The organism is Pseudoalteromonas sp. MMG033 (assembly GCF_057197785.1).
On record NZ_CM170070.1, the window covers coordinates 587,347 to 612,213 of the forward strand.

General features: G+C 43.2%; 23 protein-coding genes and 7 tRNA genes. 12 read left to right on the top strand and 18 right to left on the bottom strand.

Annotation, left to right across the window (positions count from 1 at the left end; all coding sequences use genetic code 11):
• Positions 1 to 8: 8 nt before the first annotated feature.
• From AC2CZC_RS02700 to AC2CZC_RS02710, 3 genes are all read right to left on the bottom strand, one after another.
• Positions 9 to 593: an ATP-binding cassette domain-containing protein gene (locus AC2CZC_RS02700; protein ID WP_484583744.1), complete on the bottom strand. Its 585-nt coding sequence runs from the start codon at positions 591 to 593 to the stop codon at positions 9 to 11.
• 93 nt (positions 594 to 686) lie between these two features.
• Complete coding sequence (locus AC2CZC_RS02705) at positions 687 to 1,583, bottom strand: SMP-30/gluconolactonase/LRE family protein (protein ID WP_484583745.1); 897 nt, start codon at positions 1,581 to 1,583, stop codon at positions 687 to 689.
• 77 nt (positions 1,584 to 1,660) lie between these two features.
• Positions 1,661 to 3,910: a DUF5916 domain-containing protein gene (locus AC2CZC_RS02710; RefSeq protein ID WP_484583746.1), complete on the bottom strand. Its 2,250-nt coding sequence runs from the start codon at positions 3,908 to 3,910 to the stop codon at positions 1,661 to 1,663.
• 163 nt (positions 3,911 to 4,073) lie between these two features.
• Between AC2CZC_RS02710 and AC2CZC_RS02715 the strand changes: the two genes are divergently transcribed.
• The 3 genes from AC2CZC_RS02715 (at position 4,074) to AC2CZC_RS02725 (ending at position 9,991) form a co-directional block, all read left to right on the top strand.
• Complete coding sequence (locus AC2CZC_RS02715; RefSeq protein ID WP_484583747.1) at positions 4,074 to 6,167, top strand: winged helix-turn-helix domain-containing protein; 2,094 nt, start codon at positions 4,074 to 4,076, stop codon at positions 6,165 to 6,167.
• A 156-nt stretch (positions 6,168 to 6,323) separates the two neighbouring features.
• Positions 6,324 to 8,249 carry a hypothetical protein gene (locus tag AC2CZC_RS02720; protein ID WP_484583748.1) on the top strand — a complete coding sequence of 642 codons (1,926 nt, stop codon included), beginning with the start codon at positions 6,324 to 6,326 and terminating at the stop codon, positions 8,247 to 8,249.
• Between the two features lie 11 nt (positions 8,250 to 8,260).
• Positions 8,261 to 9,991 carry a HEAT repeat domain-containing protein gene (locus tag AC2CZC_RS02725; RefSeq protein ID WP_484583749.1) on the top strand — a complete coding sequence of 577 codons (1,731 nt, stop codon included), beginning with the start codon at positions 8,261 to 8,263 and terminating at the stop codon, positions 9,989 to 9,991.
• Positions 9,992 to 10,206: 215 nt separating this feature from the next.
• On the opposite strand, the gene AC2CZC_RS02730 is transcribed toward AC2CZC_RS02725, so the two are convergent.
• The 9 genes from AC2CZC_RS02730 to dnaQ all read right to left on the bottom strand — a co-directional run bounded on the left by AC2CZC_RS02730 (position 10,207) and on the right by dnaQ (position 13,255).
• Positions 10,207 to 10,283 (bottom strand) — tRNA-Asp (locus AC2CZC_RS02730).
• A 34-nt stretch (positions 10,284 to 10,317) separates the two neighbouring features.
• Positions 10,318 to 10,394: transfer RNA gene (locus AC2CZC_RS02735), tRNA-Asp, on the bottom strand.
• 24 nt (positions 10,395 to 10,418) lie between these two features.
• A tRNA-Asp gene (locus AC2CZC_RS02740) sits at positions 10,419 to 10,495 on the bottom strand.
• 49 nt (positions 10,496 to 10,544) lie between these two features.
• Positions 10,545 to 10,621 (bottom strand) — tRNA-Asp (locus AC2CZC_RS02745).
• Between the two features lie 29 nt (positions 10,622 to 10,650).
• Positions 10,651 to 10,727, bottom strand: a tRNA-Asp gene (locus AC2CZC_RS02750).
• 28 nt (positions 10,728 to 10,755) lie between these two features.
• Positions 10,756 to 10,832, bottom strand: a tRNA-Asp gene (locus AC2CZC_RS02755).
• Between the two features lie 26 nt (positions 10,833 to 10,858).
• A tRNA-Asp gene (locus tag AC2CZC_RS02760) sits at positions 10,859 to 10,935 on the bottom strand.
• Positions 10,936 to 11,159: 224 nt separating this feature from the next.
• On the bottom strand, positions 11,160 to 12,530 hold the full coding sequence (locus AC2CZC_RS02765; protein WP_484583750.1) for a TIGR03503 family protein: 1,371 nt from the start codon (positions 12,528 to 12,530) through the stop codon (positions 11,160 to 11,162).
• A 14-nt stretch (positions 12,531 to 12,544) separates the two neighbouring features.
• A complete protein-coding gene (dnaQ, locus tag AC2CZC_RS02770) occupies positions 12,545 to 13,255 on the bottom strand; it encodes a DNA polymerase III subunit epsilon (protein ID WP_484583751.1) in 711 nt (236 codons plus the stop codon).
• 68 nt (positions 13,256 to 13,323) lie between these two features.
• Between dnaQ and rnhA the strand changes: the two genes are divergently transcribed.
• Positions 13,324 to 13,788: a ribonuclease HI gene (rnhA, locus tag AC2CZC_RS02775; RefSeq protein WP_484583752.1), complete on the top strand. Its 465-nt coding sequence runs from the start codon at positions 13,324 to 13,326 to the stop codon at positions 13,786 to 13,788.
• Here the strand turns inward: rnhA and AC2CZC_RS02780 are convergent.
• Positions 13,785 to 14,549: a class I SAM-dependent methyltransferase gene (locus AC2CZC_RS02780; RefSeq protein ID WP_284020324.1), complete on the bottom strand. Its 765-nt coding sequence runs from the start codon at positions 14,547 to 14,549 to the stop codon at positions 13,785 to 13,787. The genes rnhA and AC2CZC_RS02780 overlap by 4 nt on opposite strands.
• Before the next feature lie 52 nt (positions 14,550 to 14,601).
• Here AC2CZC_RS02780 and gloB point away from each other — a divergent pair, with 52 nt between their 5' ends.
• Positions 14,602 to 15,369, top strand: coding sequence for a hydroxyacylglutathione hydrolase (gene gloB / locus AC2CZC_RS02785; protein WP_484583753.1), 768 nt, complete (start codon positions 14,602 to 14,604; stop codon positions 15,367 to 15,369).
• A 194-nt stretch (positions 15,370 to 15,563) separates the two neighbouring features.
• Positions 15,564 to 17,132 carry a lytic transglycosylase gene (locus tag AC2CZC_RS02790; protein WP_484583754.1) on the top strand — a complete coding sequence of 523 codons (1,569 nt, stop codon included), beginning with the start codon at positions 15,564 to 15,566 and terminating at the stop codon, positions 17,130 to 17,132.
• Positions 17,133 to 17,168: 36 nt separating this feature from the next.
• Here the strand turns inward: AC2CZC_RS02790 and AC2CZC_RS02795 are convergent, their stop codons facing one another.
• Genes AC2CZC_RS02795 through AC2CZC_RS02805 form a run of 3 tightly spaced genes read right to left on the bottom strand, consistent with a single transcriptional unit; the run spans position 17,169 to position 18,670 of the window.
• A complete protein-coding gene (locus tag AC2CZC_RS02795) occupies positions 17,169 to 17,612 on the bottom strand; it encodes a flavodoxin domain-containing protein (protein WP_484583755.1) in 444 nt (147 codons plus the stop codon).
• Complete coding sequence (gene truC / locus AC2CZC_RS02800; RefSeq protein ID WP_484583756.1) at positions 17,612 to 18,346, bottom strand: tRNA pseudouridine(65) synthase TruC; 735 nt, start codon at positions 18,344 to 18,346, stop codon at positions 17,612 to 17,614. Before truC ends, AC2CZC_RS02795 begins: the two co-directional genes overlap by 1 nt.
• A 3-nt stretch (positions 18,347 to 18,349) precedes the next feature.
• Entirely contained in the window at positions 18,350 to 18,670 is a 321-nt protein-coding gene (locus AC2CZC_RS02805; RefSeq protein WP_484583757.1) for a YqcC family protein, read from the bottom strand.
• A gap of 160 nt (positions 18,671 to 18,830) precedes the next feature.
• On the opposite strand from AC2CZC_RS02805, the gene AC2CZC_RS02810 reads away from it, so the two are divergent.
• A complete protein-coding gene (locus tag AC2CZC_RS02810; protein WP_484583758.1) occupies positions 18,831 to 19,856 on the top strand; it encodes a DUF3549 family protein in 1,026 nt (341 codons plus the stop codon).
• The gene (locus tag AC2CZC_RS02815) at positions 19,857 to 20,162 is read left to right on the top strand and encodes a DUF3301 domain-containing protein (protein ID WP_284020331.1); all 306 of its coding nucleotides are present in this window, start codon (positions 19,857 to 19,859) and stop codon (positions 20,160 to 20,162) included.
• Between the two features lie 1,121 nt (positions 20,163 to 21,283).
• Here AC2CZC_RS02815 and AC2CZC_RS02820 read toward each other — a convergent pair.
• Positions 21,284 to 21,949 carry a GNAT family N-acetyltransferase gene (locus AC2CZC_RS02820; protein WP_484583759.1) on the bottom strand — a complete coding sequence of 222 codons (666 nt, stop codon included), beginning with the start codon at positions 21,947 to 21,949 and terminating at the stop codon, positions 21,284 to 21,286.
• A 132-nt stretch (positions 21,950 to 22,081) separates the two neighbouring features.
• Between AC2CZC_RS02820 and AC2CZC_RS02825 the strand changes: the two genes are divergently transcribed.
• The 3 genes from AC2CZC_RS02825 to AC2CZC_RS02835 all read left to right on the top strand — a co-directional run bounded on the left by AC2CZC_RS02825 (position 22,082) and on the right by AC2CZC_RS02835 (position 23,414).
• Positions 22,082 to 22,309, top strand: a complete 228-nt coding sequence (locus tag AC2CZC_RS02825) for a DUF2789 domain-containing protein (RefSeq protein WP_063362274.1) — start codon at positions 22,082 to 22,084, stop codon at positions 22,307 to 22,309.
• A 66-nt stretch (positions 22,310 to 22,375) separates the two neighbouring features.
• Positions 22,376 to 22,639, top strand: coding sequence for a hypothetical protein (locus tag AC2CZC_RS02830; protein ID WP_484583760.1), 264 nt, complete (start codon positions 22,376 to 22,378; stop codon positions 22,637 to 22,639).
• Between the two features lies 1 nt (position 22,640).
• Complete coding sequence (locus AC2CZC_RS02835) at positions 22,641 to 23,414, top strand: Zn-ribbon-containing protein (protein ID WP_237138855.1); 774 nt, start codon at positions 22,641 to 22,643, stop codon at positions 23,412 to 23,414.
• On the opposite strand, the gene syd is transcribed toward AC2CZC_RS02835, so the two are convergent.
• A complete protein-coding gene (gene syd, locus AC2CZC_RS02840) occupies positions 23,408 to 23,956 on the bottom strand; it encodes a SecY-interacting protein (RefSeq protein WP_484583761.1) in 549 nt (182 codons plus the stop codon). The genes AC2CZC_RS02835 and syd overlap by 7 nt on opposite strands.
• Positions 23,957 to 24,016: 60 nt before the next feature.
• On the opposite strand from syd, the gene queF reads away from it, so the two are divergent.
• Entirely contained in the window at positions 24,017 to 24,862 is an 846-nt protein-coding gene (gene queF, locus AC2CZC_RS02845) for an NADPH-dependent 7-cyano-7-deazaguanine reductase QueF (protein WP_484583762.1), read from the top strand.
• The last annotated feature ends 5 nt before the right edge of the window (positions 24,863 to 24,867 follow it).

The window sequence follows — 24,867 nt, forward strand, 5'->3', positions numbered from 1 at the left end:
GCGCCCTCCTAGCTTGCAAATAACGGTTGAGGCACAAAGCCCACCTCAAAAAAAGGTGCAGGCTCATGGCAGCTGATCAGGATCTGTCCTTGGTAGTTATGTATATAATCAATAAGGTGTTGAGTACTTTGGTGATCTAATGCCGCACTGGGCTCATCTAAAATGACATAAGGTGTTTGGCGCATCAAAGCATTGATCAGCTGCAACTTCTTTTGGTTACCAGATGACAGCGCGCTAAATGTGGTATCTAAAAAAGAAGAAAAGCCAAGTAATTCAATCAGCTGGTCAGGAGAAGGACAATGCCAGCTTTGCTGAGTCATGCTCAGCAGTTGCTTCGCGGTCAAAAAGACGGGAAACGCAATATTGTCTGATGCCAACGCGACTTTTTCTTGCGGTGTTTTAAGTTGCTCACCCTCATAATAGATGGCGCCGTTATAGGCGCGATCAATGCCCGAAATAATAGAAAACAAGGTACTTTTACCCAATCCATTCGGGGCTTCTAAGCACACTTTAGGCGCATTAAATTCGATATGATATTTTTCAAAAATGGGTTTATGGACAAACACTTTTGTTAAATTTTCAACTTTGATCATAAACAGCCTACTTATTATTTTTAGTGCATAATAACAAGTAGCCCGTTTACTTTTGAATCGTTAAAGTGTTGCAAAATTTATCTAAACAAGTCATCAAAGCGATGTCATCGCTCTACCCGCATATTCGCTATAAAAGCTTTCAATGGCACCGCGCTTTTGCATAGTCACAAAGACTTGTCGGCCTGACTTACCGCCAAATGCCACATTTGTGGGATATTTACCTTTCAATTTAACCGTTCTCAGTAACTCGCCTTTCGGTGATAATATGGCAACTTCACCGGCGCCGTAGCGAGCAACATACAAATTACCACGTTCGTCAGTACGCATCCCGTCCAGACCATGGTCATCAAATTGGTAAAACAATCTTGCTTCACCCAACTGTCCATTTTTGTTTATCTCAAACGCCCAGATCCTTTGCTGAACACTCTCATTTACATACAGCACAGTATTATCTGGGCTTATCTCTATGCCATTGGTGGTGCCCATGTCTTTTTTTAAGCGCTCAACTTGCCCTGTTGTGCTAATACGCCATACCTGACCATTCCCACCTTGCCAGTTAGGGTCACTCGCATACAAAGTGCCATCGTCTGCGATGGCAATATCGTTAGGTTGATTCATCGAAGGCTCATGGGCAAAAACATGGATCTGCTTTTGTGGCGTTATTTGCAATATATTATGCTGCGTATAATCTGCGATATACATATTGCCTTTTTGATCAAAACGGATCCCGTTACCTATGCTGCCTTTAGGAAGCTTGATGTATAAAGAAGCCTTATTTTGCGCTGTGATCTGGCCAATCGTTCCCTGCTCTTTATAATTCACCGCATATAACACACCACGTGCATCGACTGCGGGTCCCTCTACTCCGGTTGTAAACTCCCCATCAGCGACCCAATCCTGAGTTTGATATAAAGGTTCATTAGGCGTGTTCAGGCTTTGACAACCACCCAACCCAATTATTAACAAAGTAGTGCCCAGAATTGCTTTCATAGTTCGCTCCGTGGAAAAAAATTTAGTATGCAATCTGGGCCGTAGGTTGTGAATTGAGATTTATTCACTCTGCATAGTTAGAATAGATAACGCATCTTAAAAATCGCACTGTCCTCATCGGGTCTAGTCCAGTTTTGCTCCACGCCATCAAGCCATCCCTGTTCGCCTACGTTGTCCCGCTGCAAAGCGACAATATCTCGGCCACCACGGCGATACACCAAATAAATGTCAGAGTATGCTCCCAGTCGATATCGTAATTTAAATTGGGACATGAGACCTTTATCAACAAAGCTGGTATCAAGATTATTTCGCCGTACCAAGCCTTGCTCAGTTACTTGAAAGATCTCTTTACTTGCCGCCTCCAATACAGACCATTGCACATTCGCTGAGAGCTCCAGGTTATCAGCTAGCAACGAAGAGACTTCTATGGTGTTTACAAAGTAACGTCTATCATATTCTGTGATTTGGTTGCGCTTATTGGCGACCAGCCAGCCATCGCCATTACGATAAAAATTATTAAACTTAATATTCCAGTTTTCATGTGGCATCCATGTCATATCTAGCGCATATTGCTGAGCATGCCCAGATAAACCTTCTTCATCAAACTCTATACTCGCGGCCCAGCTAAAACTGCCTATATAAGGACTGACATATAATACTCTCGCCTCAAAAGCTTCAGGGAGTTCAAACGCAATACTGCCAGCGCCGATATTATCCTGCCAGCCCTTACCGGTATGCTCCAATTGCATCGTCCATTGTGCACCATTACTCATCATGAGTTCCGCTCGATACCCCTGCTTTGAGGGTAGCTTTAAACCATCTGTATTCGTTTCATAAGAGACATCATATACATGCTTGGCCCGCGTTAACCAATTATTGTTAATGTTCACTGCATGGCTAAAGTTTAAATTCATAAACTGCCAATCGTTACGCTTCATGTAACCCATATCTCGGTTATTAAAGTGTCGATTGAGCCGTAAGTACTTGCCCGACGCGCTGGTATTTGGAGAGAACTGATAGCCAATATCAAGTGACGCGCCATTACCCGTATTTTTCTCTTCACCATCAATTTGGCTCAGTAATAAAGCGCTTTGCACTGACCATGTTTCACTTTGATATTGGCTGTCCCAAGCGGCACTGTGAGCTTGACGGTTAAGCCAAGGCCGCTCTACATGTGTCGCTAAAACCCCCGTCCGCCAATTCGCCGTTCGGTAGCTATATCGGCCCGCATAGAAATGTTTACCCACAGTGTTATCTAGGCTATTTTCGCGTACCGCAAATCCCCCCCATTGATTATGTGTGCCTTGATGAACAAAACGTACAGCTCCATCAATAGGCGTGATCATCTCGCTACCATCATCACTGCTCGCCCCTATTCGGCGGGTATGGATCAACTTAGTGTCTTGTAGCGCATCGACATTAAACACACTAATATCTTGAGTAAAAAAGGGCCGTTTATCAGTCCTTAAGGTCTCTACCGCTGAGTAATTTACATCGACGTCGTCACTATCAACTTGGGCAAAGTCAGGGTTCATTGCCACAGACAAAGTTTGGTTGTGAGCTGGTTTGTAAAGTAAATCAAAGCCCACATCTGATTCTCTATTTTTCCCCTGACGCTCAGTAAAGTGATGCTGGTGTGTCATGTAGGGAACAAAACTCAATTGAGATTGCACAGGCACTTTGACTTCAAGCTTTGGCATATTTAAAAAGAAGTCACTGTTAGATAATGTTTGCTGCTGATTAGCAAAAATATGATTAGACTCAAGCTCATACAGCTGGACCCCAAGCCCGATAGTCGCTAACCCCTGCTCGTTGAGCTTTGGAGAGAATGACACACTGTGCCAAGGAATAAATATCTCACTGCTCCAATGCGTCCCATACTCATGATAAGCGCTTTGCCAGTCACCATCCCAATCATGATCTGTGGTTCGCTGTGAGGTCACCACCGCATCTTGAGTACCACCACCGAGTGTGATTGCAAATAAGTAAGCACTGCTGCCATCACCTGAAAAATCTATATACACGCGGTTAAAATCAGCCTGCATAAAACCATCTTGCAGATTAAACTGCTTTTTACGTTTGTGCTCAGGCTGAAAGTTAATGATGCCAATATAAATGCCCGATTGATCCGAAAATACCTGTGCATTGAGCTTATCGTTAAACACTTTATGTGTGGCTGGCACAACCTGAAAAAACGTTTCTATTTTTTGTGCAGACTGCCAAGCTTGATCATCAAGTTTCCCGTCAATAATGAGTGAGTTAGCATAACTTACAGGTATAATTGAGCCTATAACCATTGCTAAAACACTGCACTTGCATGCCCTCATTCAATTTCCCCTTTTTATCTAGAGGGCTGTTATATAAGCAAATATTGAGCGTTTAAAAGCTTATGGTTTTCTGAAGAATAGTTTTAAATGGCTGAACAAGATTGACTTTAACCTGAACAAGGTTACCTTTGAATTGAGCCTAATATGACAACAAGGTTGGAAGATGGATCGTGAAAATACTGCTGTTGAACACAGCCCCAAAAAAATCGACAATGAAGAAAACAAACGCTATCAATTTGCTCATTGGCAATTCTTTAATGACAAGGATGAATTGTGGAATACACAAACTCACACTGTGAGTAAACTGGAACCACAAGTTGCTCGATTACTCACTTTACTGATCATACAACAAGGCCAAGTCCTCACCAAAGAAATGCTCAATAAGCAACTTTGGCCAAATACCATTGTTGAGGCAAACAGTCTCTATCAGCTACTTACTAAGCTGCGTAAAGAGCTTCAAGATAGCGCTAAAAATCCGCTATACATTAAAACCGTGCCAAAAAAAGGGTATTTATTTTTACCTGAAGTGTCTGTCATCAGCCAGTCAGAAAGTGAGCCAGTGAAGCACGATGGCAACATAACGACCCAAAACCAACTCGCCAATACAAAGTCATCCTTGTCTGGTCAAATTCAATCACTACTGACTAAAAAGCGCTGCTGGGCACTCACTCTCTCTGCTGGTGCTTGCTTTAGTGCCATCGCATTTTTTTCATCAACACCGGATGAGCTTGTAACCCCAATATATGAACGTGAAGACATTACCTATGCACTCGGTGTCGAGTTTAATGTTGCAGCGCACGTTCAATATGACTTATTGGCCTACATTGAACAATTCAACACCCTAAAAATCACAGATAAAAAGGGGCAGTACCAACAAACACGCACATTTGACACACGCATTGCGCATCCTACTTGGCATCCTGAGAGAAAGCAGCTTGCCTATTGGCAGTATCAAGGTGACAAATGCATACTGCACATCAGTGATGAGCATGGTGACATGATTCACAGCAGTGAGCCTATGCCATGCCACGTAATACGCCCGCCAGTTTGGCAATCTGACAATGAGTTGGTGTTAACCATCATTGAAAAATCAGAACATAGCGCTTACTTATATCGAGTAGAACAAGAGCAATTAGTTAAAATTCCATTACCAAAAAAGGCAAATGAGAAGTATGTTGGTGCGATTCGAGCTTGGGGAGAGCAAATTTATTACCTCATTGTCGATGCCGAGCACAACTCGCGTTTAGTCAGTTTAGATGGCAAGGTTCATTTGACTTGGAGCTTCCCTATCTGGCTTTTTAATTTTGATCCAGAAAAAAAAACGATAGTGAGTAATGATGATAGCGCCCACTACAACTTAATCGGTAAACATAGAAACGGTCAAACTTACCCTGTATTTGCAACCTCTCAAGGGATGTTTAGTAACCTCTCTATTGACCAAAATGGCGATATTTATACAGCAGCAGAAACCTGGCAGGTGAACATTCGAGACCAAGATGATCTACCGATATTTTCTAGCTCAAGTAACGACTTCCTGCCAGTCACCAATGACTTAGGGGAAACCGTCTTTATGTCACGTAGAACTGGGCAATGTGAGATCTACCTGCACTCTAACAACCAGTTAAAGCAGCTGTCGTTTAATAAAGGCCATGAACTGGTTAGCTTTTTAGCCTGGGATCCACAGCTCAGTAAAATTCTCTCAAATCGAGATAAAGAGCTCGTGCTGTATGATAGAGAAGATGTCATTATCAGTTTTGATAGTCAGCACAGCAGTATGCCAAGGCAATTTGGCTGGCTGGATCAGCAAAGTATTTGGTCCAGTGATACGCAATTTGTCCATACCTTTAATTTAGATGGCAGCTTGCTCACTAAAACCAAGTTTACATCCGATTTTTTAATTTTCGATACCGAGCAACAAAGCTGGATTGTGCTACAAGACGATACACTATATTTAACCTCATCTTTGGCAAATTTTGACGCGCAAAAACAGCCGTTAACCACGCTTCCCAAAAACGCGATTCACATGATTAAAAATCCGCGCCTCGTCAACGGCGAGCTTTACTGGCAGTCCACTTGGTCAAAGACAGACATTATTTGGAAGATGCCTCTTTCATCTCCTCACATGGTGACAAAAATACGGCAAGAACCGCTCATTTGGCACTATGATATTACGCCAGATGGTGCGCTTAGGGTGGCGAAAATGGAATCTGTTGAAGCTGATATAAGACGTATCGCGCCACAACCTAAAGACAGTTAACGGTTCAAAAACGAAAGCCAGTAGATTAAAAACTGGCTTTCAAAGATGTACGAATATATTTTCAATAATTGACATATTTCCCCGATACCTCTCCACAATCATTCCACTTTTTCATGATAAAAACATCATGATGTAATTAAAAATAGTGAAATAAACATGATGCGCTCTAAGTATTTGGCATTAGCTATGCCTTTTTTGCTCACTGCATGCTTCAGTGAAAGTGATAATAAACCTAATCTCATCACGCCTGAAATAAGCACGCAAACCGATCCAGTACCAAATGTTGCTTTAACTGAAATTAAAACTCCGCAGCAAACAATTTATCAACCAGGCCAACCAATTACACTCGATTATTCAATTAACTCTGAATTGCTAGATACCCAAAACATTGGGGTCACTTTCATGGCAATTGCCAGAGATAAAGTCGCGCAGCTTGAAACCGAAGACAAGCCAGAAGGCTTTAACTTAGGTGTTCACCACATTACACAGCTAGAGTCGGGCTCACAAAGCTTCACCGCAACACTGATGTTTCCAAATGAGCAAATACCCAGTGGTGAATACGTCATTGCTGCCTATGTTGACAGCGCCCAGCTCATTACCGATGAGGCAAACTTAGATGACAACCGTTCGCGAGGACATGACAGCAATGATTTTGTGACCTATGCGCAAATCACCATAGATTCATCCCATTACCATGATTTTGTGCTTGATAGAGCAACCGTCGGGGATGGCTTTGCCATGTTCCCTGAGTTTGGCACTCGCGATGCGGAGTCAGAAGGTAACCCTACTCAAATGCGCTCGGATATCATTGGTCACATTGATGCAAGTAAGTTTGGTAACACAGTCAACTCTGCGGATGTCACGGCAGAAATCATTATTGAAGATCAGGCGTATACGGCTCATTTCTGGCAAGAAGGCCAAGATCACTATGCAGAGAAAATGCGCATCACCTTTGCACAGTTTGAGCAAAGCCACTATTTCCCATATGACATTGCCGTCAATGGCGCGCTGCTACATAAAATTAGACAAGCCTATGATGTCAACTCAAGCGAGAACGCTTTTGATATTCGCTTCACCTTACATGACACGTCAGAATTTGACGAAGCAGATACCAGCAATAACAGTTTCACTTTAAACGTGCCTTACAGCTTGTATCAAGATACCACCCCAAACGATGACGTATTGGCAAAGCATAATTTGCCGACCCATACTGACTCAGCAAACCGTTCAGCGCGCAGTTTGCCAAACGATGACTTGGCTTTTACGCTTAGTCAGCAAACATCAGAGCAATTTATTTTACTCGACTTATTTAGTAATACCTATGGTGATAAGTCAAAAGTCGCGGTTGTACCAAGCTTCCTATCTCTGATCATTTTAAAAGCGACAGAAGGCGGATATGCATGGGCATCAAGTGGCGGCGGCTTTGATCTATATATGTTTGATGACAGCGTCGACTTATTCTCCGCAGGCGCCAGTGGTGTTGCCGATGGTGCGAATGGTACTGTAAGTTATTCTATGGGCGTATCCCTGCTAGGCAAGTCACTCATTTCTGAATCAGACTCTGTTACGGCACTAGATGAAAGCTACACGCATGATTGGAGTGAAGAGCAGAAGTTATTCTCTACGACTTTCACAATTGCTATTGTGCCAGTAAGTGTATCTGCGGGCATTAAAGGTGAAGTTGGCGTAGGCGCAGAATTAAAATATGAAGATCAACGTTTTAGTATCGGTGGTGACATCTTAACAGCAAGCCTCGATGCATATGCAACAGCAGGCATTGATTTATTGGTTGCCAGTGGCGGTATCGGCATCGACTTTTTGATCATTTCTGAAACCTTATCAGCAACAGCTTATACTGATATCAGTAAAGCAATAAGCGACTCTGAAATCACCTATGGTATTGATGTAAGCAATCATATGAAGGCCATTGAAGGCGAGTTATACCTTTGGGTGAAATACCCAGGTTATGAGTTCTGTTGTTCATTCCCAACTAAAACAGCAACAAAAACCCTGTATGACACAGGCGCTTTGTATAATAAAACATGGCAAATGCTGGATTACAGCGATAGCTTTAAGTTCTAAACGAGTAAAGTATGAAACGGGTTACCCCATTATTACTTTGCACATTAACACTGCCTTTTGGCAGTGTTAATGCCAGCCAAGAGTGTGCGCGCTGGGGCGAATTTACAACGCATGCAAGTACAAAAATGACCACGCTCAACACCCCAAGTCAAAATAAACTCACCGTCTCTGGCGACTTGGTGTATCGACCTTTACTAAAAACAGACACGCATTACTGGCTAGGTTTGCAGCTATCATCTGCTGAATTACAGCTCGACAATACGCCAATTCAAGCCTTGTATTACAGTGTGCCATTTGCAGTAAAAATCGCATCATCGGGTGATATTTTAGACTATCACTTTGCAGCCAAGCTTAAGCCAGAAGATAAACAAAAATTAATGGCCATTTATCAGCAGTTTCATATCGAGCATGTAAAACAGCTCGATTTAAGTGCACCGGTCATTTTGGAAGAAAATGACAATCTTGGTCGCTATCGAATTCAGTATCAGGCACGAGCAGATCAATCAACTCAAAAGCAGAAGTTAGACTACACGTTGACGACACAAGGGACTCAGCTATTTTCCTTTAAGAAACCACACATAAAGCAAGATTTATTCACTTTCAACCTAACGGATTGCTGGATAAGCGAATTACAGGGATACAACAATACCCTTGTTGAAAGCGCCAAAGGCGATATCAATATCAATGTCTCTCAAACTATTCGATATACTCAAAAACAGCAACCGATTGCAGCGAATATTGCGTTAATGTCATTGCCGCTCTCGCCATTAAAGTGGCCACAATTGCCTTTAAATAGCGTATACCCAAAGCCTAAGCCTGTGCCGCTTGCCAGTGCAAAAAGCTTTACTGGCTTACTGCTAAGCAAAGATTTACGCGCTCTATCAACAGAGGCACTGCTACAACTTCTTTATGATAACCAAATGCATCTAAATGCATTGCACAGCTTGATCAAGCAGGGCTCCTTCGAAGATAAACAGCTCAGTCGTTTACTCCTTATGATTGGTAAAAGTGATTTTACCTATGCCCATCAATTATTAACTGACCTCTACTTAGATACAGAGCTCGATGCCAATCAACGCTTTCGCAGTTTAATGGCATTAAAATACAGCGAGCACCCTTTATCTCCAGAGCTCATTGACTCTATCTACAGCCATATAGACAGTGAAGTGTTAACCTCAAGCGATGAAAAACTAGCACGTACAGCGCTTATGGTATTGGGTGTCATAGCAAGTAATCAAGCAGGTAGTGAGTTTGCTCAATCATTGACGGAATCACTGGCAGATAGACTGGTAACCACACTCGATGCCAAAAAACAGGCAACTTTACTGACAGCACTAGGTAACAGTGCTGATGAGACACACCAAGAGAGTATTTCTAAGTTCTTACAAAATAATGATGCGAAGCTTCGTGCAAAGGCCGCACAGGCTTTGGGGAACATGCCAAATGAAATAAGTTTAGGCTATCTAGAAAAGTCGCTCAAAAGTGAATCGAATACTGACACACAGCAAGCATTGCTATCAGCCATGGGGAATAATCAACTCTCTGAACGTCAAATAGACAATGTTATTGGTTTTGCGCAAAAGCAGCAAAATAATGCAGTGCGAGTTGCCGCCATCAATGCAGCCGCAAAGCAAATGACCCATAATCAAGAGATAAAAGACAAGCTTAAGCCGTTACTCAAGCAAGAACGCGATCAGCAAGTGCTCAGAGCCCTGATGAACGCTATCCACGGAAATAACTAATCAGTAGAGGCAAGGATGCCCTTTTCAGCCACCTCCCATTAGAATCTCATACAATGCCCTGTATACAATTCCAACAGGATATGAAAATCAGACATTAGTTTTTAGCTTTAATAAGTGCTTGAATAGGGAGACTTGTAAATTGAAAAGATAAAGGAAAACAGATTAAAACGAGATTTAAATAATAGAGGAGATAATTCATGCAGGATAAACATGAATGGCGGAGTGGACGGGACTCGAACCCGCGACCCCCGGCGTGACAGGCCGGTATTCTAACCAACTGAACTACCACTCCGCAGTGGCATGAATATGTTCTTTAAGATATCAAATGGCGGAGTGGACGGGACTCGAACCCGCGACCCCCGGCGTGACAGGCCGGTATTCTAACCAACTGAACTACCACTCCGCAGAGATATCTTTTTACGCTAAATGGCGGAGTGGACGGGACTCGAACCCGCGACCCCCGGCGTGACAGGCCGGTATTCTAACCAACTGAACTACCACTCCGCAGTAAGCGTATTGTCATATTTTTTTGCTAAAACACTAAAAAGCCAAATGGCGGAGTGGACGGGACTCGAACCCGCGACCCCCGGCGTGACAGGCCGGTATTCTAACCAACTGAACTACCACTCCAAGTGATTTAGCTTACTTCTTTATTTAAATGGCGGAGTGGACGGGACTCGAACCCGCGACCCCCGGCGTGACAGGCCGGTATTCTAACCAACTGAACTACCACTCCAAAGAAGCAATGCACATATGTAAGCGGTTGGCGGAGTGGACGGGACTCGAACCCGCGACCCCCGGCGTGACAGGCCGGTATTCTAACCAACTGAACTACCACTCCAGCTTACATCGCGATACAAAATTAAGTGGCGGAGTGGACGGGACTCGAACCCGCGACCCCCGGCGTGACAGGCCGGTATTCTAACCAACTGAACTACCACTCCGCGATAACTTTGTATCTCACTGACAAGGTGTGCTCCCTGACAGCGGCGTGAATAATACGAATGACCCCTTTCAGAGTCAACTATTTTTTTGAAAAAAACTGCATTTTTAGCGATTAATGCAGTTACACGACGAAAATTACAGCAGCTTGTATAGAACTCAATCAAAAAAACAGGCGTTTGACTAAAGTGCCTGATTTCAACAAGGCTACATTTGATTTAAAAGTTTACCGCTTATCATCCGACATGGATAAATTTAATACATCTCCTGCATCAGTATCGCTTTCATCAGTTACATTCTCATCGCCTACCACCAGCTCGTCATCATCTGTTTGCGATTTTTTCTTCAAAAATGGCAATGAGGTGGGCAGAGGAATAGCAAATTTAATAGGCTTGTTTTGGACAAATACCCGATAAACCAACCAACCTAAAAATAAAATCACCAGATTACCCACAACAACAATGGAAATTAATAAAACAGGGCTTGTTTCTGGTTCAACAGGCTCAGACTCCTGTAATAGCTCTTCAGGTGAGATAGGCTTGACCAGTTCAGGAACTTTTTCTATAGGACGCTCTATTTCAAAGTTATAATCAGGAATCGTGGCCATAAACTCACGGCCATTAATGTTTTCACCAAATGCGGATAACTGAACACTGTAGCGTCCCCAATCATAATTCTTAATTTGCAATTGGCGATAAAAGCGCTCCGCTTCATTGAGTGTAAATAGCTGCTCTTCGCCATTAGGGTATAAAATCTTGCCTTGTAAAATCACGGTTTCTGGTTTGACGATTTCACGATTAAGCTTAATGACTAACTCATGTTCAAATTCTTCATCGTCTGCCAATTGCAACTCAAAGCTAAATGGCGGCTCAGCTATTACTATCGGATCTTTGACAACTCGCCGTTTTAAAATCGGTGTTTCAATATAAAACTCGGGCTGCCACTCACCAGCCGGAAAAACAAGCTTAAATTCTCCGGTAAAGATCCCATCTAATGGCCGTTCGTCAAAATCTCGACCATCGTCTTTAAACTCGGTCACGCTTTGTGTGCCCGCACCAAAATTCGCATATTGCTCATTATTGGTACTGACAAACTCCACATACAAAGTAACCACATCTCTGAAATAGCCCACATCAATAGGCTTACCATCATTGGTTACTCGACCATTTACCTTAAGCATTTCACCGCGAAACAATAAAGGCGGTAATGGGTCCACGGCGAGTTCAATTTCACCCAGCACCATGATGCGACTATCTCTTAAGATCTGTCCCAAAACTTGCCAAGGACCCGGCATGGGTTTATCGATAATAATGAGGTCGTAACTGATCTCGTCAAACCATTCTAAACTTTCATCTTTCACAGAATGGATAGAGTAAATCTTACTGCCATCAGGCCTCACTAGCACCACAGCGGGTGCACCGGGCGCTCGGAAAAAAAGTAAAGTGATTTTATCAACGTTGTGATCAATGCGGAATCGATTGTCTAGCAGCGGAATTTCATTAGAAACCCCATCACGTTCTAACATTGTGATGTCTGGCGTTTCACTATAAGCCAACAAGCTTGCAAACATAAACAACACAGCTAAGCAGATGCGCATTGATTCTTACCTCGTTATTGTTGCCATAGGCTTTGGCCACATGCCTTGTTGACTAGTTCCATTCTTTCATTATGTGCTATTTCTTCATCTTCACTGGCATGGATCACTCGCAGCTTTGGCCTATCTGCGGCTAAACGCCTTATTCCTCCTGAGTCGCCTTGTTGCTGACCTTCTAATTGCTGAGCTAGATTCAGCTTTTTTTGACCGCCGGTCATTGCCAAGTAAACGTCAGATAAGATCTCAGAATCCAGTAGTGCGCCGTGCAGCGTACGTTTAGAATTGTCTATGTCATAACGTCGACACAAAGCATCAAGACTGTTCTTCTGTCCTGGATGCAAGTCACGGGCCATGACTAATGTATCCAGTACTTCACAAACATCATTGGTAGTAGGAAATCCCTGATTAAGCTTGGCGAATTCGTGATCCATGAAGCCGACATCGAACGGCGCGTTGTGAATAACCAGCTCGGCTCCTTCAATATAGTCTAAAAACTCTTGAGCGACTTGGTGAAAATACGGTTTACCACGCAAGAACTCATTGGTAATACCGTGTACATCAATGGCTTCTTCTTCAATATCCCGCTGTGGATTTATATACACATGGAAATTGTTTCCAGTGAGGCGTCTATTAACGAGCTCCACACACCCTATTTCAATGATCCTGTGACCGGCTTTTGGATCTATGCCGGTGGTTTCTGTATCGAGTACTACTTGTCTTTTATGCATACCGTTGGCTGCCTAACTTTGCTATGGTTAGCGTCTATCTGCCCATTCTACATAAAACAGGCGAATTCGTGCAAAAAACAGTAGAAATTTATACCGATGGTTCATGTCTTGGCAATCCAGGCCCTGGTGGTTATGGCGTGTATTTAAGCTATCAAGGCCATGAGAAGCAACTGAGCCAAGGCTATCAACTGACCACAAACAACCGAATGGAAATGTTGGCAGCCATTGTCGCACTTGAGACGCTAAAGCGTCCTTGCCAAGTTGTGCTCTATACAGATAGCCAATATGTTAAACAAGGCATTGAATCTTGGCTGGCCAACTGGAAAAAGCGTAACTGGCAGACGGCAGCTAAACAACCTGTAAAAAATGTTGATTTGTGGCAACGGCTAGATGAAGCATGTCAACGCCATGATATCCAATGGCGCTGGGTTAAAGGTCACGCAGGCAATAAGTACAATGAGCTTGTTGATAACCTAGCAAGAGATGCAGCTTCGCAAGATGATTTACTCGACGACACGGGATATAACCCTTAATCGTTTCCACTCACTTCATGCCGGCTGCGACTGTGCTTTAACCTCGCCCCTTTGACAGCTGGCGTCCATTTCGGGCGAGCATGCCACTTTGGTTTAATCGGCGTCAAAGGCGCAACCCGTTTGCGCGCTACCAACATGTATACACTGCCCATCGGTTTTAAATAATGTCGACAAAAGCGACGCCATGGGGCAAATCGGGATAACCGAGAGCCTCTGGCAAGTGAGGCGTGAATAAAACGTTCATCGGCAATGATCTCGAACCCGAGCAAGTTTAACCAATCTTTCACCCTAGAAGGCGTAAAGAAACGCCCAGACCAAGGTAATTTTTCACCGCTAAACGGTAACATATGTGCTAGTCCACACAAACTAAATGGATTAAATCCTGTAATGACAATATAGCCACCGGGAATTAAGGTACGATGTGCTTCACGCAAAATATGGTGGGGATCTGAGTGGTACTCCAGACATTGCGATAAAATGCACGCATCAACACTGTGCTCGTAAAAAGGCAGTTCATCTATTTCAGCTATTACCCCAGCATGAGGGCCACTAGAAGAAATGCAGACTTGATGATCAATTGGGCTTTCAGACGTGTCCAGCTGACCGCTTAAACAGCCTAGCTTTAGCATATGATAACCAAACATGCGTGGCAGCCAGCGTGCCATGCGCCGCTCAATCCCTGCTTTGAGGTATTCCCCATGAGGAAAGTCTTGCCAAGACTGTGGTTTAGGCCCTTGCTGAAAACTTAATGCTGGTTTCATCCCGCTCGCTCGTTATACTTGTTGACACCTTCACTTTATAGAGCAAAGAGTTATGGCGCAAGTTGAACCGATAAAGGCATTTACCGACAACTATATCTGGGCAATATGCAATGAACATGACAATGCAACTTGGGTTGTCGACCCCGGCCAATGTCAGCCTGTATTAACTTTTTTAAACAAAAGCAATCGTACGTTATCAGGGATCCTGATCACTCATCACCACTGGGACCATACTGACGGCGTCGCTGAGTTACTATTACAGTTCCCTAATATACCTGTCTATGGCCCAAAAGATTCGAAATATGACGGCATAACACACCCACTAACGCAAGATGACACAGTAACTATAGCAGGCATTCCATTTAAAGTTGTGCAAACACCAGGACACACCTTGGATCACATCTGTTATATCAACGATGACTTGGCATTCACCGGGGATACCTTATTTAGTGGTGGTTGCGGTCGCCTTTTTGAAGGAACAGCTGAACAAATGTGGTACTCGTTAGAGTCTCTCAAACAGTTGCCTGATACTTGCCAAATATACTGTACACATGAATACACACTAGCAAACCTCGCATTTGCGCACGCCGTAGAGCCAAAGAATAAAAAGCTGTCTGACTACATCACATGGTGCCAGCTACAACGAGCACAAGACTTACCCACATTACCGACAAATATGGGCAATGAGCGGGCCGTTAATCCTTTTTTGCGCTCAGATCAAGCAGATATATTGGCACATCTGCCAGCTTCTTTACAAAGTACACCAAATAGCCTTTGGCAAAAGTTTGCCCTGTTAAGGCAATGGAAAGATAACTTTTAGTACCATCGCTCCCAAGTAGACAGACAACGAGAGTACGTTTAGGTGTTGGTCTTAAAAAAATTCACGTTTCGGCACCTGTTGAGTCTATACCATTGATAAATTCTAAACGCTGTACAGTACTGTGCGACCGTGCCTTTCCAATTCGTCGAGATAAGGGTAGAATCGTCGGGTTTTTGCCCGACAAAAAGAGATTTATGAAAAAGCCACTGCTGATAATTGCGATGTTAAGTTTAATCACAGGCTGTGAATTAACATCAACTCAAACAACGCAATCCGAACAAATCGAAACGCGTGACCATGCCAGTCCAGCACAAATAAGTGATGTGCTTGCTCACGCAATCCAAGAGCCCATTGAGGCTGACGAGCCGCCCCCTGTATTTGATGATGTATGGGAAAGGATCCGTTATCAGCTATCAATTCCGGTGCCGCAAAATCGCCCTGTCGTAGCAGAAAGAAACTATTATCAACGTCATCAATCTTACTTAGATCGAATTTCTAAACGCGCAGAACCGTATTTGTACTTTATTGTTGAAGAGGTAGAAAAACGCCAAATGCCTATTGAAATCGCTCTATTACCGATTGTTGAAAGCGCATTTGACCCATTTGGCTACTCTCATCGCAGTGCATCAGGCATTTGGCAATTTATGCCGCAAACGGGTGAACGCTTCGATCTCAAACAAAACTGGTGGTATGACGGCAGACGTGACATTGTTCAATCAACTCGCGCAGCACTAGATTATTTAACCTATTTACACAAAACACTCGACGGAGACTGGTTAAATGCCATTGCGGCATATAACTCAGGTGAAGGCCGAGTCATGCGTGCGATCAGAAAAAATCGCAAGAAGCACCTTCCAACGGATTTTTGGTCTTTGGATTTACCCAGAGAAACCACTGCCTATGTACCTAAGCTATTAGCTTTATCTGATCTGCTCATGCGCCAAGATGAGTTTAAAGTAACATGGAATAAAATTATCAATGCACAAGTGGTTGACACCGTCGAAGTCGGGACACAAATAGACTTAGCATTGGCTGCGGACATGGCGGGGATCTCATTAACCGAGTTATATCGATTAAACCCGGGCTTCAATCGCTGGGCAACCGATCCAAAAGGTCCGCACAGTCTATTATTACCCACTGATAAAATTGAGCAGTTTAAGACTAAGTTGGCAAGCACCCCGATGCAAGAGCGACTGCGTTGGCAATACTACACGGTTAACCGAGGAGATAGTTTGTCAGTGATCGCGAGTAAGTTTGATACCAGCCCATCGGCAATTCAAACGCTCAATAAGCTGGATAGCCACATTATTCGTGTAGGCCAAAAGCTACTGGTTCCTCTGAGTGAAGGCGAGCTTAAAAGCGAGCATCTACCTGCGTCAGTAAGAAAAGTTGCGAATAAAACCCAACAAAGTAAACACACACATACGGTGAAAAGTGGTGATACATTATGGGATATTAGCCGAGAGCACGATGTCACCATTAAACAATTGGCGGCTTGGAATAAACTCAAGACCAGTGCCGTGCTGAAGCTTGGTCAAAAACTGACTATTTATAAGTCGCAGCCAAAGACAACAACCGCGGGACTTAAAACAACCGAGCGCTCCATCACATACAAAGTACGTAAAGGAGATTCATTGGCACGGATCGCATCCAAATTTAATGTCACCATCAAAGACATCATAAAATGGAATAACATCGCGGGGCAAAAGTACTTACAGCCGGGACAAAAACTAAAACTTAAAGTCGATGTTAAACGCACCTAAATAAAAAGGCCTCAATTGAGGCCTTTTTATTGATATTTATAACGCAGCTACCCACTTTACTAACCAGGGCTCTACCGCTTCCCAAGGCTCGAAGTACTCCCCTGCATCCACATCTAATCGCGGCTGGATAATATTGGCATTCAATTGTTGAATCAGCGCATCAATTTGACGCCCAGCACCACAATACGTATCACCATAGCTGCTATCACCCAGTGCGACAACACCTACACTTTTGTCGGTCAGCATAGGCATTTGCGCCTGCATTTGAATAAACAATGGGTATAAATTATCTGGAATATCACCTTGTCCTGTTGTCGATGAAACAAACAGCGCATGCTCTGCCGATTTAACATGCTCTATGGTTGCTGGCGCTGCAATATGCGCTTCATGCCCTTGTCCATTCAAATGAGTCTGTATCTGCTCAGCCAAATTCTCTGCATTACCGTAAACACTACCTACAAACAAGGTGATTGATGCCATTACTGATAGTCCTTCTGAGTCGACGGCCAACCTAACTGACGGCAAATGTCCAACATTTCCTCACCTAACTTGGCGCGAATTAATATGGGTTGTTTAGTATAAGGATGGAGAAACTTTAGCTCAGTTGCAAATAACATCAGCCTTTGCAGGCCAAAATGATCACGGAAAAAATGATTATGTTTATTATCTCCATGATTTACATCTCCTATTATTGGTGTTGATAAGTGATTTAAATGCCTACGGATCTGATGCTTTCTGCCGGTTTTTGGAAAGCACTCAACCAAGGAATAACGAATGCTTGGGTATTTACCAAACGGAATATCGAGACTTGCTTTATGCAGACATCTCACCAACGTCTGCGCCTCCTGAGGTGCTTTGTCTTGATCAGCGAACTTATCCGCTATTTTATCCAATTGCTCTTTAAGCGGTTTATCTACAAAAATTTCGTCTTTGCTGTGGCCACGAACCAAAGCAAGGTAGCGCTTTTGAATGTCTCCTTCAATGAACACCTGGTTCATATCTCTGGCCGCTTCTGAGCTCAAAGCAAACAACAAGACCCCACTGGTTGGCCTGTCTAGGCGATGCACAGGGAATACATGCTGACCCAATTGATCTCTGAGCATTTGCATCGCAAATTGCGTTTCTCGCTTGTCTAAAAAGGAGCGATGAACCAACAGCCCAGATGGTTTGTTAATGGCCACATAGTGTTCATCTTGATAAATTATTTCTAGCATAAATTACTGTGCCCCATTTGAAATGAGCGCATCTATCTCACTTAAACACTTGAATAAAACTTGCTGATCAGGATGTTGTGCAAATGCCACATCACACATAGGCGCAATAGCAATGCTGGTCGGTAATGGTACACCGCTTTCAATCATCACCGTTATTTTAGGGATAAATACAAATTGCAGCCATTGCTCAAATCGTAACGTATCACAGCAAAATGGCTGCACAGACGCCAAAGCTTGCTCGTCAACTGGCTCAGCTTGCCAAAGTTGAGATTGTTTTAATTGTACTTCTAATACAGCGAGATGCTGTAAAACCACTTGGCTCACTGTCACGCCTCTAATTTATTATCAAAGTGGCAGTATACCACTTGTGTCAATTAAGCACATTTTCAAAGCAGTTATTAGAGACCTATGTAGCTTGCGACTCTTACCCCCCACTGCAAATACCGTTATACTTGCACCCACTGTAATTTTTCGTGAGCAAACAATGACGACACATATTTCTACTTTAGGTGAACTTTTAACATCAGCTGGCACGCAGTGGCGTGTGTATGACATTGGTCGTCGCATCACGAAAATAGACAAAAAACAATTTGATCAAATCGAAAACACGCAAGTGCCTTATCCATACCCTTTAGGCGGTCATGCACTAATGGCGATTCAGTTTTGGGATAATCAAGCGACATTAGATCCCTATGTCTGGTTCTTAAAATTTCCGCTTGATGAGCAAAGTAAATTAAACATTGCCAGCAGAGATCATTTTGCATCCATGATCATTGAAGCGCTTGGCACGCAGCTGACCGGCGAAGCCGCACAAGGGAAGCTAGACAATAACCCGTATGTATATACGCCTAACGCCAACAAGTTAGCAGCATTCAACGCGTTAATGAAATGCGAACTAAAACGCCCAGCATCAAAGTACTATGAAATAGTAGAGCAATATTTTACTTCCCATGGACAAACTGATTGGCAAAGCCTCGCGTTGCAAGGCCTCGCTGACTACGCCTTGCGTTTAGCGCATGGTCAAAACCAAGCGAACCTAATGGCATTGTGGCCTACTTTACCAGCGCAAGTACAAAGCCCGCTTGCTGCCATGCTTGAACATGTCAGTATCTCAACAGAACTTACTGAGTTTTTACAAACGCAATTAAACACACAGCTAACAACGGATGACTTAGCTGGCGCAATTAATAGCTTTAGAGCCATGTCTGGCAGTCATGGATTAGGACTGATCGCACAATCTGTTGATCAGCTATTGGCATCAGAGCAAAGCCTAGAAGCCGATATTTTATTGACCATTGCCGGGCGAGGCTGGGAAACCTTGACCGATCCAGATAGGCTTTACACATTCATGGATAAAGCAGCTCAAAATAGTCAAATAGAAGGGCTATTTGAAAGTATTTTTGCTGACTTGGTTGCAATTCCAATGCTTCGTCCTCATGTATTAGGTTTACTGAGAGCGCAAAATCGCAGCGAAACCCTATCACGGGCAATTGGAAGGCTTTTTTCATAAATGATCACACTTTGGATATTTATACTGATTTTTTCATCATGTAGCTTTTTTTGGTTCAGCAGGAAAATCGCTGAAGCAGCACGTGAGCACGCGACGCAGCAGAGTGAAAAGCTCAATGTGCAACTGCTCAGTGTTGCCTGTCAAAAACGCCGCTTAGGTGTGTTGAAAAATGGCCAGTTAGGTATCAAAAGTGAATTCCTGTTTGAGTTTAGCTCAGACAGGGATAACGCATACAAAGCGACTCTTTATTTAGAAAATCAAACATTGGTCAAAATTGATGTGCCACCACATAGAATCATAGATTAAGTGATTAAAGAAAAAATAACTTAAGAAGGTGATTTAATTAAGAATAGAAAACAGAAAAGAAACTAAGGCGCAACCCTGTTTGTCACGCCCCAATCCGACGATATCCCTTGAGGTATCCGCTACCTCTGCCTACAACATACAAGCAAGCCGCCAACTTTCATCATCCCCTGAACGGGTATACATCCAATCACACCCGATCTTCATCCATGCCTTCATCCAACGTGTATCCTACACTCGTTCCACTTACGCATTATCCTTAAGCGCTCCAAACTAGTCCCTTGGCACTTCCTATGCCCGTACATCCTATGTATTAGTACTGAAATGTCCTCAAATACCTTTTCCTTAGGCTGTCCTATCCGTTTTTGACATATCCTATGTCTGCACGTCCTATGCGCTATCCTATGCCACCTTGGCTCCTCTTCGCCTAATCCTCGGCGCTCCTATCCTTTATGACATTTCCTATGTCTGCACGTCCTGTGCGCTATCCTATGCCACCTTGGCTCCCCTTCGCCTAATCCTCGGCGCTCCTATCCTTCATGACATTTCCTATGTCTGCACGCCCTGTGCGCTATCCTATGCCACCTTGGCTCCCCTTCGCCTAATCCTCGGCGCTCCTATCCTTCATGACATTTCCTATGTCTGCACGTCCTGTGCGCTATCCTATGCCACCTTGGCTCCTCTTCGCCTAATCCTCGGCGCTCCTATCCTTTATGACATTTCCTATGTCTGCACGTCCTGTGCGCTATCCTATGCCACCTTGGCTCCTCTTCGCCTAATTCCTCGGCGCTCCTATCCTTTATGACATATCCTATGTCTGCACTTCCTGTGCTACGTCCTAGCCTCTTGGCTCCTCTTCACTTAGTTCCTTAAGCGCTCCGAACTTCCCGTGTAAAAATCCGATACCTTCCTAGTAGCAATTTTTGCTGCCGTATCCTTTTATCCTTCAACACGAATAAGTTTAAGCGAATCAGCGCCAATAAATAGGAGATATTCTCAATTAAATATCTTAAAAATCTTTGCAACAAAAACAAAAATGCATTTAAAACATGCGCTTAAATAAAAATCAGGGCTATAAACCAGTGATAGTAACTATGAATGCGCACAACCATGTAGGAAAAGTCTCACAGTGCTTTTTCCAAATCGTCAGTTCGTGGTTTAAAGAGCAAATCACCGGACACGGATTTAAACGTAATTTCTTTGACCAATTGATAGTCATGCGCTTCAAAAAAGTTGACTTGATTCCCTTGTGTGACAAATACCGCCATCCCTGACATAAAGTCATTTTCACTGACTAATGAGTCCAGCGCACTCAATAAATAATGTCCATATCCCAACCCCTGATAATGTGGATCCACAGCGATAAACGATAAAAAGTAGTACTCCCCTAAATCCCGTAACTGGGCTTTGATGGCGCGCTCCTTTTCTATGATTTGTTGAGTCTGTAATACACCTGCCCCCATCATTAACGTAAACCGCCAGTGCCAACCAAAGCTTTTATCAATTTCACAGTGAGAAGCAAAAGCACATGCCACTGCAACCAAGTTTTCATCAATATATATCCCCAGAATAGGCTGCCCTGATTTTCCAAAGCGTGTCAGCTCCTGCCTAACCAATGCCCTCAATTTTGCATCGTATTTACTTTGGTTTGGTTCATTAAGAATGTGCACAAGTAATGGATCATCTCGATAAGCTTGAAATAATAAACTTGCAGCGACATGAATGTCTTCAGGTTCAATAAATTTGACTGCAATTGGAGGGGTCTGTGTTTGCTCTTCTGTATTAGACATAATCTTCCCTTGTTTATTCACACATGCTGTTAAGTAAAAACAAAATTCGTCTGGGCATTGTTTTTATTTGCTGAAAAAAACATCAGCATCTTTACTATAGTTGTAGAGATTTTCTTGTTCAATGGGGGTTACATGGATAATAGCTATCATTCGTTAAATGCGTTATTCGCGCAGCTTGGTCTGGATAATAGTGACGAGCATATTTCGCAATTTATAGATAATAATAAACTACCAAGTAATGTCTTAATTGTTGATGCGCCATTTTGGAATCAAGGGCAAAAACATTTTATCGAAGAGTCGTTAAACGCTGATGCAGACTGGAGTGAAGTGATAGATACACTCGATGCCCTGCTGCGTTAAATCGACAGGTCGTTGGGCTCATTGTATAAAAGTGATAAACTAGACTTTATTTTTCGGTCGTTTAATATGCACCCAGCAGCTCAACAAGCCATCAGCACATTGCTTGCTGAAGGTAAAACTCCAAGCGTGGCAACAGTTAAAGCCAAACTGACTGAGCCACTCCCTATGCCTGTTATTATCGCCGCGTTGGCCAGTTACAAAAACAACCCCGAAGCAATTACACATGTTGCACAAAAAAGCCAACCAGCTCCTGCTGAACCACAAAGTCAATTAGACAGAATTGAAGCTAAGTTAGATAAGCTTTTAGCACTGTTAGAAGAGAAGCAATAACATGTTCGTTGTCGATTTAACTTTTGATTGCTATCAAGACACCACGCTAGAAAAAGCAGAGCAAGCTATCAATCGCCTCGTCAATGCGCTGCGCTTCAATGGTCAAATCATTGGAGATGAATTTCCGACAGTACTCAAAGACGGCTTTTTTATCACACGTGTCATGTGTCCACTTGAAGACTCGCTTCACCCACTTCATCACAGTCCTTTTGTAAAACACGCAGTTGAACAACTACAACAAGCAGGTTTATTGGCGCCAAAAGTGAAAGTGATTGGGCAGGATATTCATGCAAATGGTGCAGATCAATGCCAAGCGCCTTCGTGCTATATCCTTTATACTACCTATGTACATACATGCAGCCCGCTTTATTGTGGTGATGATTTTCAACCAGTGCCCCTTTACAACATTCCGGCCATAGCCAATGGCGATTACAAAGCGCTCATAAAATGGCAAGAAGATTGGCAGGCTTGCGATCAGATCCAGATCAATGGTGCAACCCGCTGCGAGTTTGCAGCATTAGAGGAAATTACCAGCTTATCTAGCGATTTATCCCGCAGAGGGCTCGACTTATCAAAGCGTATTCGTTACCTCACGCAAAAACCTGTGTACTACTACCTATATCGTGTCGGTGGGGAGAGTCTTGCAGCAGAAAAGCAAAGAAAATGCCCAAATTGTGATGGCGATTGGGCATTAGATGAACCTTGGTTTGGGTTATTTGATTTTAAATGTGACAGCTGTCAATTGGTCTCAAATATATCTTGGGATTTTCAGTGATCAAAGTTCAAATTAGCTAAAAACGACTCAATATCTTTAGCCAATACATGATGTGTTGGCTTACCTACATACTCTAAACACACCTCACCACTATTCAGCTTCACCGAGATCAGCAGATCATCTCTGTCTGTCAAACCGATAAAGACAGTATCATCTTGCTTTAAGCGTCGCTTCATCAATACATGACCGGTGATGTTCTGTTGTAAATTCACAAAATCATCTTCATTCCAAACCTGAAGCAACTCAATATCGTTACCATCAAATTGTGCCTGAATATTGCCCGCAAAGACCGCACCATAAAAGGCATGTAATGCTGGTGGAAAGGTTACCTCAAGCGCCTTTGCAAGATCTTCAAGCCCCTGCTGCTGATCCCTTGTCACCGCTTGCCATTGAATGTTACCTGCATCATCTGCCCCACCTACCTCGCATTTACTTGGGTAATCAGGATCATGGGGGATCTTGGGTAAATGTCCATCTCGCTGCTCAATTGCCGCTGCATATCGCTGATGAAGTGTTTCCATCAAAGTTGTCAATGAAGCCATACTGCCATTCTCGTTTTAATTCGCTATAATTCCGGCCATTGTAACCACTATTAGTGAAACATGACAGATTACAACAACGCACCTGAACTGAAAGCCTCAGTGCTTGGTAAAACCACAGAGTATGCATCTGCATACGATGCATCATTATTGCACCCGATTGCACGTAAACTTAACCGTGACCAAATTGCGGTCGATGAGCAAGCATTGCCATTTAAAGGCGAGGATACTTGGACTGGATACGAGCTTTCTTGGCTCAACAATAAAGGTAAACCACAAGTCGCTGTAGCAACTTTTGTCTTTCCATGTCAAAGCTCTCATATCATCGAATCTAAGTCTTTTAAACTATATTTAAATAGCTTTAATCAAACGCGATTCGAGTCCATTGATGACGTGCACAAACATCTTACAGATGACCTTTCGCAAGCTGCAAACTGCGATGTAAAAGTAACTCTATTTGGCCCAGATGAATATGACTGCATCCCGTTTACTCCACTGCCAGGCGAGTGCATTGATGAGTTAGATGTGGACATTGACACATACAGTCCTGAAGAAGGCATATTAACGCACACAGACAATGCTCAAGTGTCTGAAACACTCTACAGTCACTTGCTTAAGTCAAATTGCTTAATCACTTCTCAACCAGATTGGGCAAGTATTGTGATCCGCTATGAAGGCCAGCAGATCTGTAGAGCATCTTTGCTTAAATACCTTATCTCGTTCCGCGATCACAATGAATTTCATGAGCAATGCGTTGAACGTATCTATTGCGACATACAACGCGCATTAAAACCAAGCAAACTGGAAGTGTATGCGCGTTATACGCGCCGCGGTGGCTTGGATATCAACCCGTATCGTTCCAGTGAGCAAAATACCACAGGATTTAACGTACGCGTTAATAGACAATAATAAAA

What these genes read in the sequence shown, in the direction of transcription:
- dnaQ (WP_484583751.1), bottom strand. Translation starts at nt 13,255, where the DNA reads ATGCATAAAAGACAAGTAGTACTCGATACAGAAACCACCGGCATAGAT.
- AC2CZC_RS02710 (WP_484583746.1), bottom strand. Translation starts at nt 3,910, where the DNA reads ATGAGGGCATGCAAGTGCAGTGTTTTAGCAATGGTTATAGGCTCAATT.
- AC2CZC_RS02765 (WP_484583750.1), bottom strand. Translation starts at nt 12,530, where the DNA reads ATGCGCATCTGCTTAGCTGTGTTGTTTATGTTTGCAAGCTTGTTGGCT.
- AC2CZC_RS02810 (WP_484583758.1), top strand. Translation starts at nt 18,831, where the DNA reads ATGACGACACATATTTCTACTTTAGGTGAACTTTTAACATCAGCTGGC.
- AC2CZC_RS02790 (WP_484583754.1), top strand. Translation starts at nt 15,564, where the DNA reads ATGAAAAAGCCACTGCTGATAATTGCGATGTTAAGTTTAATCACAGGC.
- gloB (WP_484583753.1), top strand. Translation starts at nt 14,602, where the DNA reads ATGGCGCAAGTTGAACCGATAAAGGCATTTACCGACAACTATATCTGG.
- AC2CZC_RS02700 (WP_484583744.1), bottom strand. Translation starts at nt 593, where the DNA reads ATGATCAAAGTTGAAAATTTAACAAAAGTGTTTGTCCATAAACCCATT.
- AC2CZC_RS02715 (WP_484583747.1), top strand. Translation starts at nt 4,074, where the DNA reads ATGGATCGTGAAAATACTGCTGTTGAACACAGCCCCAAAAAAATCGAC.
- AC2CZC_RS02825 (WP_063362274.1), top strand. Translation starts at nt 22,082, where the DNA reads ATGGATAATAGCTATCATTCGTTAAATGCGTTATTCGCGCAGCTTGGT.
- AC2CZC_RS02830 (WP_484583760.1), top strand. Translation starts at nt 22,376, where the DNA reads ATGCACCCAGCAGCTCAACAAGCCATCAGCACATTGCTTGCTGAAGGT.
- AC2CZC_RS02820 (WP_484583759.1), bottom strand. Translation starts at nt 21,949, where the DNA reads ATGTCTAATACAGAAGAGCAAACACAGACCCCTCCAATTGCAGTCAAA.
- AC2CZC_RS02720 (WP_484583748.1), top strand. Translation starts at nt 6,324, where the DNA reads ATGATGCGCTCTAAGTATTTGGCATTAGCTATGCCTTTTTTGCTCACT.
- AC2CZC_RS02725 (WP_484583749.1), top strand. Translation starts at nt 8,261, where the DNA reads ATGAAACGGGTTACCCCATTATTACTTTGCACATTAACACTGCCTTTT.
- AC2CZC_RS02815 (WP_284020331.1), top strand. Translation starts at nt 19,857, where the DNA reads ATGATCACACTTTGGATATTTATACTGATTTTTTCATCATGTAGCTTT.
- syd (WP_484583761.1), bottom strand. Translation starts at nt 23,956, where the DNA reads ATGGCTTCATTGACAACTTTGATGGAAACACTTCATCAGCGATATGCA.
- queF (WP_484583762.1), top strand. Translation starts at nt 24,017, where the DNA reads ATGACAGATTACAACAACGCACCTGAACTGAAAGCCTCAGTGCTTGGT.
- AC2CZC_RS02795 (WP_484583755.1), bottom strand. Translation starts at nt 17,612, where the DNA reads ATGGCATCAATCACCTTGTTTGTAGGTAGTGTTTACGGTAATGCAGAG.
- AC2CZC_RS02780 (WP_284020324.1), bottom strand. Translation starts at nt 14,549, where the DNA reads ATGAAACCAGCATTAAGTTTTCAGCAAGGGCCTAAACCACAGTCTTGG.
- AC2CZC_RS02705 (WP_484583745.1), bottom strand. Translation starts at nt 1,583, where the DNA reads ATGAAAGCAATTCTGGGCACTACTTTGTTAATAATTGGGTTGGGTGGT.
- truC (WP_484583756.1), bottom strand. Translation starts at nt 18,346, where the DNA reads ATGCTAGAAATAATTTATCAAGATGAACACTATGTGGCCATTAACAAA.
- AC2CZC_RS02835 (WP_237138855.1), top strand. Translation starts at nt 22,641, where the DNA reads ATGTTCGTTGTCGATTTAACTTTTGATTGCTATCAAGACACCACGCTA.